The sequence below is a fragment of the Acinetobacter sp. 24-47-39 genome, from assembly GCF_056783825.1.
The window spans coordinates 40,501-54,614 of record NZ_JBWYIP010000008.1 but is presented as its reverse complement, the minus strand read 5'-3'; the positions used below and the strand labels follow the sequence as shown (position 1 = coordinate 54,614).

Annotated in this window: 12 protein-coding genes and 2 tRNA genes; 3 read left to right on the top strand and 11 right to left on the bottom strand. The window is 38.6% G+C overall.

From position 1 onward, the window contains the following. Positions 1-284 precede the first annotated feature (284 nt). Positions 285-824 (bottom strand): TetR/AcrR family transcriptional regulator, encoded by a 540-nt coding sequence (locus AC1M9C_RS08630; protein WP_481953539.1) that lies wholly within the window; start codon positions 822-824, stop codon positions 285-287. A 96-nt stretch (positions 825-920) separates the two neighbouring features. On the opposite strand from AC1M9C_RS08630, the gene AC1M9C_RS08625 reads away from it, so the two are divergent. Further along, entirely contained in the window at positions 921-1,454 is a 534-nt protein-coding gene (locus AC1M9C_RS08625; RefSeq protein ID WP_481953538.1) for an HPP family protein, read from the top strand. A 195-nt stretch (positions 1,455-1,649) separates the two neighbouring features. Here the strand turns inward: AC1M9C_RS08625 and AC1M9C_RS08620 are convergent, their stop codons facing one another. The 4 genes from AC1M9C_RS08620 to glyQ form a co-directional block, all read right to left on the bottom strand. Continuing rightward, on the bottom strand, positions 1,650-2,039 hold the full coding sequence (locus tag AC1M9C_RS08620) for a hypothetical protein (protein WP_481953537.1): 390 nt from the start codon (positions 2,037-2,039) through the stop codon (positions 1,650-1,652). A 9-nt stretch (positions 2,040-2,048) separates the two neighbouring features. Then, positions 2,049-3,260 carry a hypothetical protein gene (locus AC1M9C_RS08615; RefSeq protein WP_481953536.1) on the bottom strand — a complete coding sequence of 404 codons (1,212 nt, stop codon included), beginning with the start codon at positions 3,258-3,260 and terminating at the stop codon, positions 2,049-2,051. Positions 3,261-3,418: 158 nt separating this feature from the next. Continuing rightward, the gene (glyS, locus tag AC1M9C_RS08610) at positions 3,419-5,488 is read right to left on the bottom strand and encodes a glycine--tRNA ligase subunit beta (RefSeq protein ID WP_481953535.1); all 2,070 of its coding nucleotides are present in this window, start codon (positions 5,486-5,488) and stop codon (positions 3,419-3,421) included. Beyond that, entirely contained in the window at positions 5,488-6,465 is a 978-nt protein-coding gene (gene glyQ, locus AC1M9C_RS08605; protein WP_481953534.1) for a glycine--tRNA ligase subunit alpha, read from the bottom strand. Before glyQ ends, glyS begins: the two co-directional genes overlap by 1 nt. A 348-nt stretch (positions 6,466-6,813) precedes the next feature. On the opposite strand from glyQ, the gene AC1M9C_RS08600 reads away from it, so the two are divergent. After that, positions 6,814-8,040, top strand: a complete 1,227-nt coding sequence (locus AC1M9C_RS08600; RefSeq protein WP_481953533.1) for a hypothetical protein — start codon at positions 6,814-6,816, stop codon at positions 8,038-8,040. 73 nt (positions 8,041-8,113) lie between these two features. Here the strand turns inward: AC1M9C_RS08600 and AC1M9C_RS08595 are convergent, their stop codons facing one another. The 3 genes from AC1M9C_RS08595 to AC1M9C_RS08585 all read right to left on the bottom strand — a co-directional run bounded on the left by AC1M9C_RS08595 (position 8,114) and on the right by AC1M9C_RS08585 (position 10,814). Continuing rightward, a complete protein-coding gene (locus AC1M9C_RS08595; protein WP_481953532.1) occupies positions 8,114-9,523 on the bottom strand; it encodes an SLC13 family permease in 1,410 nt (469 codons plus the stop codon). A 97-nt stretch (positions 9,524-9,620) separates the two neighbouring features. Beyond that, positions 9,621-10,403 (bottom strand): sulfite exporter TauE/SafE family protein, encoded by a 783-nt coding sequence (locus tag AC1M9C_RS08590; RefSeq protein WP_481587341.1) that lies wholly within the window; start codon positions 10,401-10,403, stop codon positions 9,621-9,623. Positions 10,404-10,550: 147 nt separating this feature from the next. Next, positions 10,551-10,814, bottom strand: a complete 264-nt coding sequence (locus AC1M9C_RS08585; protein WP_179998741.1) for a PspC domain-containing protein — start codon at positions 10,812-10,814, stop codon at positions 10,551-10,553. A 270-nt stretch (positions 10,815-11,084) separates the two neighbouring features. On the opposite strand from AC1M9C_RS08585, the gene AC1M9C_RS08580 reads away from it, so the two are divergent. Further along, the gene (locus AC1M9C_RS08580; protein WP_051586498.1) at positions 11,085-11,696 is read left to right on the top strand and encodes a hypothetical protein; all 612 of its coding nucleotides are present in this window, start codon (positions 11,085-11,087) and stop codon (positions 11,694-11,696) included. A gap of 91 nt (positions 11,697-11,787) precedes the next feature. Here AC1M9C_RS08580 and AC1M9C_RS08575 read toward each other — a convergent pair. The 3 genes from AC1M9C_RS08575 to AC1M9C_RS08565 form a co-directional block, all read right to left on the bottom strand. Continuing rightward, positions 11,788-11,863, bottom strand: a tRNA-Lys gene (locus AC1M9C_RS08575). Between the two features lie 19 nt (positions 11,864-11,882). Continuing rightward, positions 11,883-11,958: transfer RNA gene (locus tag AC1M9C_RS08570), tRNA-Lys, on the bottom strand. A 130-nt stretch (positions 11,959-12,088) separates the two neighbouring features. Further along, complete coding sequence (locus AC1M9C_RS08565; protein ID WP_481587340.1) at positions 12,089-13,930, bottom strand: long-chain-acyl-CoA synthetase; 1,842 nt, start codon at positions 13,928-13,930, stop codon at positions 12,089-12,091. Between the last annotated feature and the right edge of the window lie 184 nt (positions 13,931-14,114).

Genomic DNA, 14,114 nt, shown 5'->3' with positions numbered 1-14,114 from the left:
AGTATTTTATTTTTAATATAAAAAAATATTGATTGGGTCAGTTTAAAAAATACAACTGTATATAAATTAATCATAATTTAGAAGATATTTCTTCTATCTGATTTCTAAAGAAAATTATAAATTGTGATCATTTATGCCAATCAGGAGCTTTTATTGAAACTGTAGAAACTCAGCGCTATGTGAGTCTTTTACCTTTATGAAAAATCGTGATTAATCAAATTTTTTTACTCTGATATCTGAAGCAATACTGATTTAGGCAAAATATGCGCAGCTTTAAATCAAAGTCATTCCTCTAATAGATGATTTATATTTTTCTTAATCAGAGCACCAAGTTGAGGATCAAATCCATCTACCAAGAATCGGCTAATTAATCCTTCTATTAGTGTGTAAATTAATTCCGATAAGTCTTGTCGGCCCATATTCAAGCAATGTGTTGATATTAATTCTTTTATCCATTCCTTATGATTTTGAGCAACTGAGATTATAGATTTATCGTCTTGGTTCGATTCAGCAACAGCTCTAACGAATAAGCATCCTTTAAAGGAATCTTGCTGAAACCACTGCATATGCCAATCAAAAATTTTGTTTATTGCAGCAAGATCTTCTGATTTGCCGATATATTGAAACAAACTCTCTTTAAATTTTTCATCACGAGCTTTGAGAACGGATTCAACCAACTGCATCTTATTTTTGTAGTACGTGTACATCGTGGTTTTCGAACACCCTGATTGATCTCGAATTAAGTCTACACCTACGCCAACAAAGCTATTTTGGTTAAATAGTTTTTCTGCTGTATCAAGAATTTTTAATGCTGATTTTGACATCCTTGCAATCCTGAAAATAAAAATAGTACAGATCTGTACTATTTTTATTTTATCTGTATTATGCTTTTAAAACAATATTAAAAAGGCGATATCAGTATGCTTTCAATTTTTGAAGGAAAAGAAAAACTTACTGCTTTTCCTAAACCGCACGAAATGATTCGGAGCTTTATTGGAGGAACAATTAGTATTTTTTTGCTACTTTTGTTGAGTAAATTAACGGGAAATATTTATATCATGGCGCCTTTTGGCGCAACTTGTGTAATTCTTTATGCAGTATCACAGTCGCCATTAGCTCAACCTAGAAATGTGATTTTTGGTCATTTTATTTCTGCTTTTATCGGTCTATTTTTTCTTAAATTCTTTCCTGATTCGATTTTGACTGTAGCTTTATCAGTTGGGTGTGCGATTGCCTTAATGCAATTTTTTAGATGTGTGCATCCCCCAGCTGGAGCAAATCCATTGGTCATTTTATTAACAGCAGATTCAATCAGCTATGGATGGAATTTCCTCATATTTCCTGTGCTTTTAGGATCTGTGGCTTTAGTAGTGATTGCGATGGTTGTGAATAATATTAAACCTAATCATAAATGGCCACTTTACGGTTTAGGTATAATCAAATCCAAGCCATGATTGAAATTTGCATCATTCGATTTTTTTAATCTTATGTGAAACTACCTGAGATAGCCTTTCACTCAAACCTATCTATTGTGAGACTTGGCACTGGTCGAGTCATTTTATACTCCCCACTTATAAAAAAGCACAGTTGGTTTTAGCCAATTGTGCTGTTGTAGTTTATGAATGATCAGATGAATGGTGTTTAGAGCCTTAGAAATGTTCACACTGTTGAAGATTTTGCGCGTTAAAGTGGTTTTTTAGCGCGTTAAAGTTGGATTTTTTCGTCGAATCTTGAATATCAAATACGGTTTGTTTGTTCTCGACATCTGCATCTAAATTTGAATGTGCTGAAATCAGTTTTTCCCCTTGGAAGAACCAGTATTCAGTAGCTTTGCCTGTCTCAAAGTTGCCTGTAAATTCAATGAGGCAGTTGTCTTTTTGTTTAATGAGGCGAGCAATATTGTGTTGAGTTTCAGGTTCAACAGCGATGTTTTTGTGTTGTTCTAATACGATAGGGGCGTTTGGATTCGTTGGTGTAGTTGAACAGGCTGTAAGGGTTAAGCTACTTGATAATGCAATAACAAAATTTAGAAATTTCATTTTTTACTCTCAGATGTTAAAAATATGACCTTTTAAGACGATTTCAACAATATTTAAAAGATCGGCTAATGGTTCCGATAAATAGGTCTCAAAATAAGAGTCATAGTATGAGCTATCAGATAGGTGAGGGGCTTTTCCATGAACAATAGAGCCTCTAATATTTAGTAAATGACGGATTTGGTTGTTATCAAATTTATTTGAATATTGTAGACATAAATTTTTAAATTTTTGGGAACTCTTAGTACTAGTATCTTCAATTAAGGATTCAATACAAGTACAAAGAGTTCTATATTGTCCAGCTTCATCTTCAAACCAACTTTTATAAAAATTAGTTAAAGCTAAAATACTCCTTTCGCTTTCTTTACTCATAGAGCTCATAAAATTAGAGATATCTTTCAAATGAGTTGATAGATCATTTCCAATTTTTAATTTGAAATATAAGCTTGGTAGTAAATCTGCGGTCTCTTTATAAGTATATTGATAATCGTTTGGAAAATAAGCGCACCCAGAATCTTTGGGTTCGCCATTAAAGCAATATCTCTTTTTTGAGTCTTCAAATAAGGAAATTGCACCGAGAAGTGCATATAACATTCGCTGAGAAATTTTCTCTGTTGGAGCATGTATACCAATCCATGTCGATATTCTTTTTTGATTTATTTGATTATCAATAATGCTAGGATAATAATTAAAATTAAATTGCTTGAAGTCATCATTAGAAATATTTAGATCTTTAGAGCTTAGATTAGAGCTATTTACTATAAAAAAACTTTCTAGCCTTAAGTTATTTTCTGTGGAAAAGGAATTAAATGGGTATAGAAAAATTATATGAGTTGTTTGAAAAAGCGGTGAGATCATTAATGCCCTAGCTAATTGCAATTTTGCATTAAAAGGGATTTGTAAGTTGTAGGATAAATTTGGATTACGGGAAAATTCCCCGTCTTTGATGTACCAGAAATTTTCTGTTAAAAATTGAGTTACTTGTCGTTTTAGTTCTGATATAGGAAGTTCTGATAGATATGGAACACCATTTTGTCTAATGTAAAAAATAGCTTTAGAGTATGTTTTTTCATTTCTCACATAGATTGAAGTACCAAGTGTGCTAGACCAAATAGGGCTATCTGGTTCACGAATCCCAAATTCAGATAGTAGTTGGTGTCTTTCACCTGTTGAATATATTGCATCTAATATCAAATCCACTGCTTTGATACATGTGTCTAACATTCTGGATTTCCTATTTTAAGATGTCTCACAATAGTCAAATATGATAAGAGGAACTTACTTTTTTATGGGATGATTAAAAATAGGAATAATTTACTCAAAATTTTTAATAAAAAACCCCACTATTTCTAGCAGGGTTTTAAGCTTATTTCAAATTCAACTTAGTGCTGTAACACCGAAATATCAGCCACTTTCGTAAACAAATCACGAAGCTGTGCAAGCATACGTAAACGGTTCGCTTTTAATTCAGCATCATCAGCCATCACCATCACACCATCAAAGAACGCATCAACAGGTGCACGAAGTGCAGCAAGTGCAGACAACGCAGCAGTGTAGTCTTTCGCAGCAAATAACGGCTCAACCACAGGCGTAATTTTCGCAAGTTCAGCGAACAATGCTTTCTCAGCATCTTCAACCAAGTTTGCTTCAACCACAGCGCCTTCAGGTGCAGCTTCTTTCGCAAGAATGTTTGCAACACGCTTGTTTGCAGCAGCAAGCGCAGCCGCTTCAGGTAATGCACGGAAGTGATTTACCGCATTTACACGTTTGTCAAAATCAAGTGGTGATTTTGGAGACAACGCTTGAACGGCTTGAATCACATCTACAGCAACGCCTTGGTCTTCGTATTTCGCACGGTAACGGCCTTCAAGGAATCCAACAGCATCATTTAAAGTCTTGTCATGATCTTTCAATACATCGCCATAAGCAGCAAGTGCAAGTTTGATCAAATCTTCAATGGATACATCAAGCTCGTTTTCAGTCACTAGACGTAAAATACCAATTGCAGAACGACGAAGCGCAAATGGGTCTTTAGAACCTGTAGGCGCTTGACCAATACCGAAAATACCCGTCAAAGTATCTAAACGGTCAGCAAGGGCAATCGTTGTACCTGTTTTGGTCTTCGGTAAAACGTCACCTGCGAATTTAGGTAAATACTGCTCACCTAAAGACTCAGCAACTTCATCATTTTCGCCTTCAAGACGTGCGTAGTAAGTCCCCGCAATCCCTTGAAGTTCAGGGAATTCACCCACGAGTTCAGACGTTAAGTCACATTTTGCAAGAAGCGCAGCTTTTTCAGCGTCTTGAGGATTTGCGCCTGTAATTGGCGCGAGTGCTACAGCGAGTTTTGCAATACGTTCAGATTTGTTCCAAAGCGTACCCAATTCTGCTTGGAAGACCATGTTTGCTAATTTCTCTTTACGAGAAGCAAGCGGTTGTTTTTGGTCTTGTAAGAAGAAGAATTCAGCATCAGACAAACGTGGACGAACAACTTTCTCGTTACCTTCAATAATTTGTGTCGGGTCTTTAGACTCAATATTTGACACAGTAATGAAGTATGGTTGAAGCTTATTGTCGCTATTGACTAAGCAGAAGTATTTTTGGTTGTCCTGCATTGTAGTAATCAATGCTTCTTGAGGAACAGCAAGGAAACGTTCTTCGAAGCTTGCACGAAGTGCAACAGGCCATTCAACCAATGCAGTCACTTCATCACGAAGGTCAGCAGGCACAATTGCAATCGCATTTACTTCATCCGCCAATGCTTTGACTTGACCGTCAATGATTGCTTGACGCTCTTCAAAGTTTGCCACAACGTAAGCTGCTTTTAACTTCGCTAAGTATTCATCAGCGTGCGTTAAAGTAATTGCTTCAGGTGCGTGGAAACGATGACCAAATGTTACGTTACCTGTTTTGTGATCTTGAATTGTTGCATCAACAACGTCGTTGTCTTTAAGCAATACCACCCATTTTACTGGTCGTACAAATTCGGTACGGCTTGCCGCTGAACGCATACGTTTTGCGATTGGAAGATTGTCCAAAGCATTTTGTAAAATTTGTGGAAGTAAAGCATCAAGGCTTTGACCTTTCACGTCTTTTAAATAGCAAACTTTTTCGACTTTACCCGCTTGAAAAGTCGAGATTTGATCAACCGTGATGCCTTGACCACGCATAAAGCCTTCAAGCGCTTTAGTTGGGTTACCTTCAGCATCAAACGCTGCTTGTTTAGCAGGGCCATCAAAACGTTTTTGCGTGTCCGCTTGCGCGCCATCAACGTTTACGATTTTAAGGGCAAGACGACGTGGTGCTGCATAGGCTTCGATCGAGTCGAATGCAAGACCTGCATCTTTTAAGCCTTTTACAGTTTCAGCTTGCAGTGCATCACGTAATTTTTTTAAGCTTTTTGGTGGAAGTTCTTCACAACCTAATTCGAACAAAACGGTATGTTTAGACATTATTTGCTCTCCTCAGATTTTGCTTCTGCTTCAACTTGTGCCTTTAACTGTGCCAATACTTCATCACGTAATGCTGGTTCTGCCATTGGGAAACCAAGTTTCGCACGTGCAGCCACATAGGCATTTGCAATTGAACGCGCCAATGTACGCACACGTAAGATATAACGCTGACGTTCAGTCACCGAGATTGCACCACGTGCATCTAACAAGTTAAAGCTATGCGATGCTTTGATCACTTGTTCGTATGCAGGAAGTGGAAGTTCCGCTTCGATTAAACGTGTTGCTTCAGCTTCGTAGAAGTCGAAGAGTTCAAACAGTTTATCGACAGGTGCATATTCAAAGTTATATGTTGATTGTTCAACTTCGTTTTGATGGAACACGTCACCGTAAGTCACAGTGCCGAACTGACCTTTGGTCCAAACCAAATCGTAAACTGAGTCTACACCTTGCAAGTACATTGCAAGACGCTCAAGACCGTAAGTGATTTCACCAGTAACAGGGTAGCATTCAACACCACCAACTTGTTGGAAATAAGTGAACTGAGTCACTTCCATACCGTTTAACCATACTTCCCAACCTAAGCCCCACGCGCCAAGCGTTGGAGATTCCCAATTGTCTTCTACGAAACGAATGTCATGTACCAACGGATCGATACCAATCGCTTTAAGCGAGTCAAGATACAACTGTTGGATGTTGTCTGGGTTTGGCTTAAGTACCACTTGGAATTGGTAGTAATGTTGCAAACGGTTTGGGTTTTCACCATAACGACCGTCTTTTGGACGACGTGAAGGTTGAACGTATGCAGCGTTCCAAGTTTCAGGCCCTAATGCGCGTAGGAAAGTTGCAGTGTGGAATGTACCTGCACCCATTTCCATGTCGTAAGGCTGTAACACGACGCAGCCTTGCTCCGCCCAGTAGTTTTGTAAGGCAAGAATTAAGCCTTGGAAAGTATCAATATGCGATATGGCGCGACTCATGGTCTTCCACTTAAAATTAGAGAAAAATTGCGCTCAATTATAAGGACTTTAGCAGGGAGTGGCAAAGGTTAGTCCATAAATTTGTGCGGCCAACTCAATTGCTAAAAAGTTTGCAAACTTGGAGCAGAACGACATCTGTAGTGTTCTTTCCTAGATGTCGAAGTTTTTAATCAGATGGCATGAAATAAACCTCAGTTGATTTCATTTTTACTTTAACTTTTGGCGTCTCATTGGGAATATTCCATAGGAGATAATGAATAAATCTTTGAATCTCTGTATCACTATGTTATAAATGTTATGTTATAACATTTCAAATGTAATGTATTGTCATAATAAGAGATGATCTCCATGAAAAACCAATTACCAAAGATCAGCATTTTGCTTTCAGCTATTTTACTGACAGCATGTGGTGGTAGTGATAACAACAAATCAAATCAGAATAATCCGCCTGAAAAACCAACAACTGTGGTAAATCAAGAGGGGAGACTTTTGATCATCAATGATCAAGTCGATCGACCAGAATTGAGTTTATTCGATTTAGAACAGCAAAAAGTTATCGATGTTAAACAACTGAAGACGATGCCATTTGCGTTACATAGCAGTCCAAGTGCACGTTATGGCATCTTGATGGATCGAGTTGGTGGAACTGTTAATTTTTATGACAGCGGTTTAAGTGATAAGGGAACTGCTTCACCTCAGTTATTGAACTTCCAACTCAATGGTGCTGCACCTACGCATTATCGGAATTTTAATGGTCAGGCTGCTATTTTTTATGATGGTAGCGAGACTGAAACATCAAAATTTGATGTATTTACAGATGCAGGAATCGCTTCAAAAAATGTGGCATCGCAAAAGCTGCCATTTAAACATCATGGTGTAGCTGAACCGTTGGGTGAGTATGTATTGAGTTCATATTCAGGATCAGGCGAAACATTAGCAAGTGTGGTGAGAAATTACGAACTGCATGGTGATCATTTCCATGGTCAAAATAATTTACAAAATACGTGTCCAGGTTTGCACGGTGCTTCATCGGTTAAAGGTTATAGTGCATTTGGCTGTGAAGACGGCGTATTGCTTGTCGAGCATGGTGTTGCAGGTCTTTTTAAAGACTCGAAGATTAAGTTGGATGTTCGTATTGGTACAGTCGTCGGCCAAGCCAATGCGCAAGAGCTAGTTGGATTGGCATCCACTACACCTGATTTATTCATTATCAATGGTGCAAATAAGCTAGTTCAACAAATTCCATGGACTGAGAAATATACCAATGTGAAACGTCTCCAGCAGACGTATAGCCAATCTGGCGATTATTTCGTGATACTCGATTCATTGGGGCAATTGGTGATTTTAGATACTGAGTCTTGGACAGTGAAACATCGTATTCAAGTGATTGAGCAAGGTTCAGAAGCGATAGAGAAGGCAGCGCTGATTGCGCATGGTCAGCAAGATCGTGTTTTCATCAATAATGTGGTGACGAAACAGATTCATGAGATTGATTTGAAATCCGCCAAGATTGAACGCAGTATCAAGCTAGATGCCGTACCACAAAAATTCACTTGGTTGGGTGTTGCAAAATAAATAAAAGACTGGCTTTGAATCGACAAGAAAAAAGCACGATATCGTGCTTTTTTCTTTTTGAACATTTTTTAAATTAGCTAAAGAACCAATAGATAAATAGTGACACAATGAAAATACACATTATATTCAGGACGAATCCGACTTTCATCATTTCAGACTGTTGAATATGTCCGGTACCAAACACGATGGCATTTGGTGGTGTCGCAACAGGAAGCATAAATGCACAAGAAGCACCAATGCCGATCACAATGACTAAAATTTCCTTAGGCATGCCCATTTGATCTGCAATTGCTGCAAATACTGGTACTAACAGTGCAGCTGATGCAGTGTTACTGGTGAATTCAGTCAAGAAGATAATGAACGTAGCAACGACGAAAATAATGAGGAGTGGGGAGGCATCCCCAAAGGCATTGGCAAGCGTTTGACCAAGCACCAATGAACTGCCTGAATCTTTTAAAATTGCACTGAGGGTTAAACCACCACCAAATAGAAATAAGACGCCCCAATCTGTATTTTCAGCGACTTGTTTCCATGTTGCAGTACCGATAATCACGACCAAGCATGCTGCTAACACAGCAATCCACGTATCAGGTTGAGTGATACCAAAAGTATCGGTGAGCTTTTTACTGAAGATCCAAGCGATAGCTGTGCAGACAAACAATACCATTGTTGCAATTCGAGTACCCGTCCAAGGAATATCCTCAGTCACAAATTGCACTTTATGATTGAGCTTAGGTCTAAGTACCAGATAAAGACTCAAGAGCATGGCAGGTAAAATAAGCAGCATCATCGGTAAACCGATTTTCATCCAATCTGCAAAATCATAGTCTAAAGCTTTTGCTGCAATTGCATTTGGTGGAGAGCCAACCATCGTCCCCAAGCCACCAATACTTGCAGAATAGGCAATACCTAACAGGATAAAAACAAATGTTTTTCGGTCTTTGGTTAAATCCAAGTGAGAAAGTAAACCAAGAGCAAGCGGTAACATCATTGCAGCAGTTGCCGTATTTGAAATCCACATAGATAAAAGTGCTGTTACAGCAAAAATCGCCATTACAGAGATGCCGAGATGACCACCAGACATAGAGATGATCCACATCGCAATTTTTTTATCCAGCTTTTGAATATGCAAAGCGGTCGCCAATGCGAAGCCACCAAAAAATAAAAAAATCACAGGATCTGCAAATGTAGCTAATGCCGCTTGTGTTGTGATTGGTATAAGCTCATCGCCTTTAGCCATAGGCATCGCGAGGAGAACCGCGAGTACAGGTACCAATAGGGCAGTAACGGTGATATGGATAGCCTCAGTCAGCCATAAAATGCCGATAAAGCAGAGTAATGCCAACCCTTTATTGGCGTTTTCATCATAGGGTAAGACTTGATAGAGTCCATAAGAAATAAAAGCGGCGATCAGTATCAACACCCAACCTTTGATCAGCCCTTTTGGCATCATGTTGGTTGGGGTCGCGAGTTGTTCCGTCATATTCGCTCCTTTTGAATGTCGCTATAGGTTTTATAGTTGCATGTATTAAACTTCTTAATTCTGAAGAATGAATATCCTTATCATTTTTCAAAATATACTATTTAAACAATGAAATCGATTGTTCTAATAAATTATAGCTTTGCCATAGTGCTTGAATGCCGAGCAACAGTAATAAGATCAATACTGTATTTTTAAAAAACTGTTGAGAGATGTGTTGCCTGATCCGTCCTCCGATCCATACCCCAAATATTGCAAAAACACAGATCAACATGACTAGAAGTTGTTGATGTTCATCAATATTGACCAAAATTGGGTAAAGTAGAAGGAGTTGTATCAATTTGCTGGCGATAAAGCTTAAATTACTCACGATCACAATATCGGTTTTACTTAACTGACAGCTGAGTAAATACATCATTAGAAATGGTGCCATTGCATTGGTAGCACCACCGATAATGCCTGCTAACAGACCGAATATCAGCATATTGAGCACTGACGGGCTAACGGCGAATGAATGTTGTCGTAATTGATCAATCACATACAGCACCATCACCATGCCAAGTAAAAGCTTTAAATAACCTTCATTGAGCCACAATAAAAGTTTTACCCCAAGCAGACTGCCAACTAAGCTACTTAGAATAAGGGGGGAAAATCTTATGCTGTAGTGTTGAATGCTCTGCCATATTGAATAGTGAGGGTGAGCAGTTAGCAGAATTAAATTTAAAATGAGACAGGGAAGAATGACCAAAGTGACAGCGAGGCTGAGCGGGAGTTGAGTAGAGAGTACGGCGGTACTCATCATGGGAAAGCCGAAACCGCTCAGGCCATGTAATAATGCGGCCAGTGCGCATAGCCACAATACCATCCATTCCGACTGTGCCATTGATTGTCCATATTTATTGTTTTGTTCAAGTTAGCGCTATTTTGAGAAAGATGCAAAATGAGAATAAAAAAAACACGATAATTGGGGGAAATTATCGTGTTGAAAAACTCACCCGAGGTTGTGTGGGTGATTGAGGGTAAACTCAAGTTAAAGCGGTGATCTGTCCTGATGTACAGTGCGCATTGGACGATCATAAGTATTTGAATGTTCGTGCTGAACTTTATTTTTTGGCATCACTAACCAAAGCACTAAGTACACTAAAATTCCTGGAAATGCAGCGCTCATCACTGACACTAGAACAAAAATAATTCGTAATAAATTCGCATTCCAACCAAAACGTTCAGCAATACCGCCCATCACACCAGCAATCATGTTAGAGCGGTTTGAGCGATATAAACCAACATTGGCCATTGAGTTCTCCTTTAGAACCTAAAATAGTCATGAAATAGACTTCGCAATTTCTCTTTGACGTTTGTCTATACTTTTTATATGGAGAATAATTTTTCGTTTTAAAGGATGTTATTCAAAAAATATCGTAATTTTATGTAATGAAAAAGATAAAACCTAGATGTGGTATAGGTTCTTAATAATTAGACAGATCAGGCTAATACTTGTATATCCCTATTTTATAAGGATAATATTTTTATACATCGCAATTTATGAAATGGCTCAAGATATAAAATGATGAATTTAAATTTTAAAGTTCATTCAATCTCAATGTTCAGCATTATCGCCATCATGAATATTGCACTTGCGGCATGTAGCCAGAATGAATCGCCACACATTGAACACATCAACCAAATTCAGGAGTCGCATACGCCTGAGTCATCTAACTCATTAACGAATGTTGCAGGTAAGGCACGGCCTCCAGTTCAAGAGAAAGCGGATACAACACCGCAGTCTGTTGCTAAAGAATGGCAGAAATTTGTAGGTCGTTACCAAACCACCATGCAATGTGATGATGGCTTTGCTCGTTGTGATAAGGGTGAAGCTGAGTTTATTATCAATTTATTGGCTGATGGCACAGCTCATCGTATTTTTATGCATCGTGGTAAGGTTGAATTTACAACGCAACGTCAATATCGCCAAGATCGTTGGTTGTATGATCCGCATCACCATCAAATCATTATTTTGAGAGAGAGTGGGGTTCAATTTTTTTACGATTTGGATGAGCAGGGTAATATGGTCATGGATCTTGATAAAATTGCCAATGCAACGCAAGTGAACCAAACTTTCTTTAAAGACAATCCGCTTCCGTCACGTGCATATACTTTGCAACGTCAAAAGCTTTGAAGATATAAGAATTGATACTCTATGAGGGTAGCTTGTATTATATTGCAGACAATAAAAAAGCCTTTCAAGATGAAAGGCTTTTTTAAGAATCTGGTGGGTCGTCCGCGACTCGAACGCGGGACCAACGGATTAAAAGTCCGCTGCTCTACCAACTGAGCTAACGACCCATAGGGGTTTCAAAATAAGTGGTGGGTCGTCCGCGACTCGAACGCGGGACCAACGGATTAAAAGTCCGCTGCTCTACCAACTGAGCTAACGACCCATCTCGTTTTGATGTTGCGTATTTTAGCAAGTTATTTGAGTAGCGCAAGTAAAAAATATAAAACTTTGTTACGTTTGGCTAGAAATGACACAATTTCGTGTTTTCTAGCCAAAAAACAATCGATTTTAGCTTAAAAACGATATTTATACTGTTCAATATTTTTCAAAATATCTTCATTTAAATCGCAATATGCATCTTCATTTGGTAATAAAACCAAAATACGATCTGAAGTTTTGTCTGGAAAATAAGCTTCTTCCTTCAACTTACTCTTTTGATATTTAAATGTTCCTGTGGTTTCGAGTGTTTTCTGTACACGTAAGAACACTGGAACTGCATAGCTTGGCAAAGACTTCTTAAAGAACTGAGCCATATCGGATAAATCTTGCTCATTTAGTTCAGCACCTTCTGCTAAAGTGATGGCTGCCATACCTGCACGACCGTTAGTATTTGGAATCTCAACGCCGTATACCACTGCTTCTGTGATCTTTTCATAATCACTACAAATATTTTCAACTTCAGTTGTAGAGACATTCTCACCTTTCCAGCGGAAGGTATCACCGAGACGGTCAACAAATTGAGCATGGCGGCACCCGATATCTCGCACGAGGTCACCCGTGATGAAATAAGAATCTCCTTTGCTAAAAACATCATGCATGATCGAGGATTTATTCTTTTCTGGATCGGTATAACCATCAAATGGCGAGCGATTGGTAATTTTACCAATCAATAAGCCTGTTTCACCTTTTTTGACTTTAATACAATGACCTTTTGCATCGCGAATAGGAGCTTCTTTTTCCTTGTCATATTGGATGATGGCATAAGGAATAGGAGAGAAACCTACGGTGTTGTCGAAGTTTAAAATATTGGAAAAGCCGACATTGCCTTCACTTGAAGCATAAAGTTCGAGTACTTCTTCAATACCAAAGCGATTTTTAAATTTATCCCAAATATTTGGACGCATGCCGTTACCAATCATCTTGGTGACGCGATGATTGCGATCTTGATGTGATTCAGGTGCATCTAGAAGATAGCGACATAGCTCACCAACATAACCAATTGCTGATGCATTAAATTTTTGAACATCTTTCCAAAAAGAAGAGGTTGAGAACTTACGACGAATCGCTAGTGTCGAACTACCAGCAATTACACCACACCAGCACACTACCATGCCTGTAGCATGATAAAGCGGTAAAGTGACATACATAACGTCATCTTTATTTAGATTGAGGACATGACCATATGTGCCATACGCTAACATCCAACGACTATTGGTAAAGACTACGGCTTTTGGTAAACCTGTTGTGCCAGACGTATAGATGTAGAATAAGCCGTCAGCACCAGTCACCTTATGTGTTTCAGCTAGATTATCTTTAGATTCAGATAAAATTTCTTGTGCAAGATTATGATAGCCTTCAGGTGCTTGACCAGCATTTTGGCGTGTATTTTGATCAGCAAACCAATAGAGCTTATCTTTTGCTACAGTCAGTTGTTCGCGTACTTCATCTACAGCTTCACGGCATTCTTCACCGACAATTACGCTGATTGGTTTAACCAAATTAATACTATGGGTAAGTACCTTACCTGTTTGAGACGTATTGACGAGCGCTGAAACAACCCCAATTTTTGCAAGACCAATGACGGTGGCAATAAGTTCACTACGGTTTTCAACAATGACCGCAATCACATCACCTTTTTTTGCACCTTTAGCGATGTAGTAGTGCGCAATTTGGTTTGCCCAATCATTTAGTTGTTGGTAGGTATATTTCTGATCTTCACATAACAGCGCAATACCTTGAGGATTTTTTTGCGCTGCACGCTCAAAAGCGAGGGCAAGACCTGCTGGCGTTTTAGGAGTACGTAAATAAGCCTGTTTGAGCCCGACAAGAATATTTGGCAACTTCGTGACCAAATGTGGGAGTCGTGCTGCTACGTCTTTGATTCCAATGAGATCGTTTTGATAAGTCTGGCTCATACTGGTCCTATTTTTTGTGATATTCCGTTTAGTCTTTAATTTTTCGCAAGTTTTTTACTTGGTTTTGTCACTGAATATCTTATCCATTTTGAAAAATTGATCAATTCTGAACAGGATTTTTCAGTCAAAACTTTAAAGACCATAACAAAAAAACCTAGCCACCGTAATGACTAGGTTTGTCAAA

Excerpts from the sequence above, each read along its gene's own strand:
- AC1M9C_RS08630 (WP_481953539.1), bottom strand. The coding sequence starts at position 824 with ATGTCAAAATCAGCATTAAAAATTCTTGATACAGCAGAAAAACTATTT.
- AC1M9C_RS08625 (WP_481953538.1), top strand. The coding sequence starts at position 921 with ATGCTTTCAATTTTTGAAGGAAAAGAAAAACTTACTGCTTTTCCTAAA.
- AC1M9C_RS08620 (WP_481953537.1), bottom strand. The coding sequence starts at position 2,039 with ATGAAATTTCTAAATTTTGTTATTGCATTATCAAGTAGCTTAACCCTT.
- AC1M9C_RS08615 (WP_481953536.1), bottom strand. The coding sequence starts at position 3,260 with ATGTTAGACACATGTATCAAAGCAGTGGATTTGATATTAGATGCAATA.
- glyS (WP_481953535.1), bottom strand. The coding sequence starts at position 5,488 with ATGTCTAAACATACCGTTTTGTTCGAATTAGGTTGTGAAGAACTTCCA.
- glyQ (WP_481953534.1), bottom strand. The coding sequence starts at position 6,465 with ATGAGTCGCGCCATATCGCATATTGATACTTTCCAAGGCTTAATTCTT.
- AC1M9C_RS08600 (WP_481953533.1), top strand. The coding sequence starts at position 6,814 with ATGAAAAACCAATTACCAAAGATCAGCATTTTGCTTTCAGCTATTTTA.
- AC1M9C_RS08595 (WP_481953532.1), bottom strand. The coding sequence starts at position 9,523 with ATGACGGAACAACTCGCGACCCCAACCAACATGATGCCAAAAGGGCTG.
- AC1M9C_RS08590 (WP_481587341.1), bottom strand. The coding sequence starts at position 10,403 with ATGGCACAGTCGGAATGGATGGTATTGTGGCTATGCGCACTGGCCGCA.
- AC1M9C_RS08585 (WP_179998741.1), bottom strand. The coding sequence starts at position 10,814 with ATGGCCAATGTTGGTTTATATCGCTCAAACCGCTCTAACATGATTGCT.
- AC1M9C_RS08580 (WP_051586498.1), top strand. The coding sequence starts at position 11,085 with ATGATGAATTTAAATTTTAAAGTTCATTCAATCTCAATGTTCAGCATT.
- AC1M9C_RS08565 (WP_481587340.1), bottom strand. The coding sequence starts at position 13,930 with ATGAGCCAGACTTATCAAAACGATCTCATTGGAATCAAAGACGTAGCA.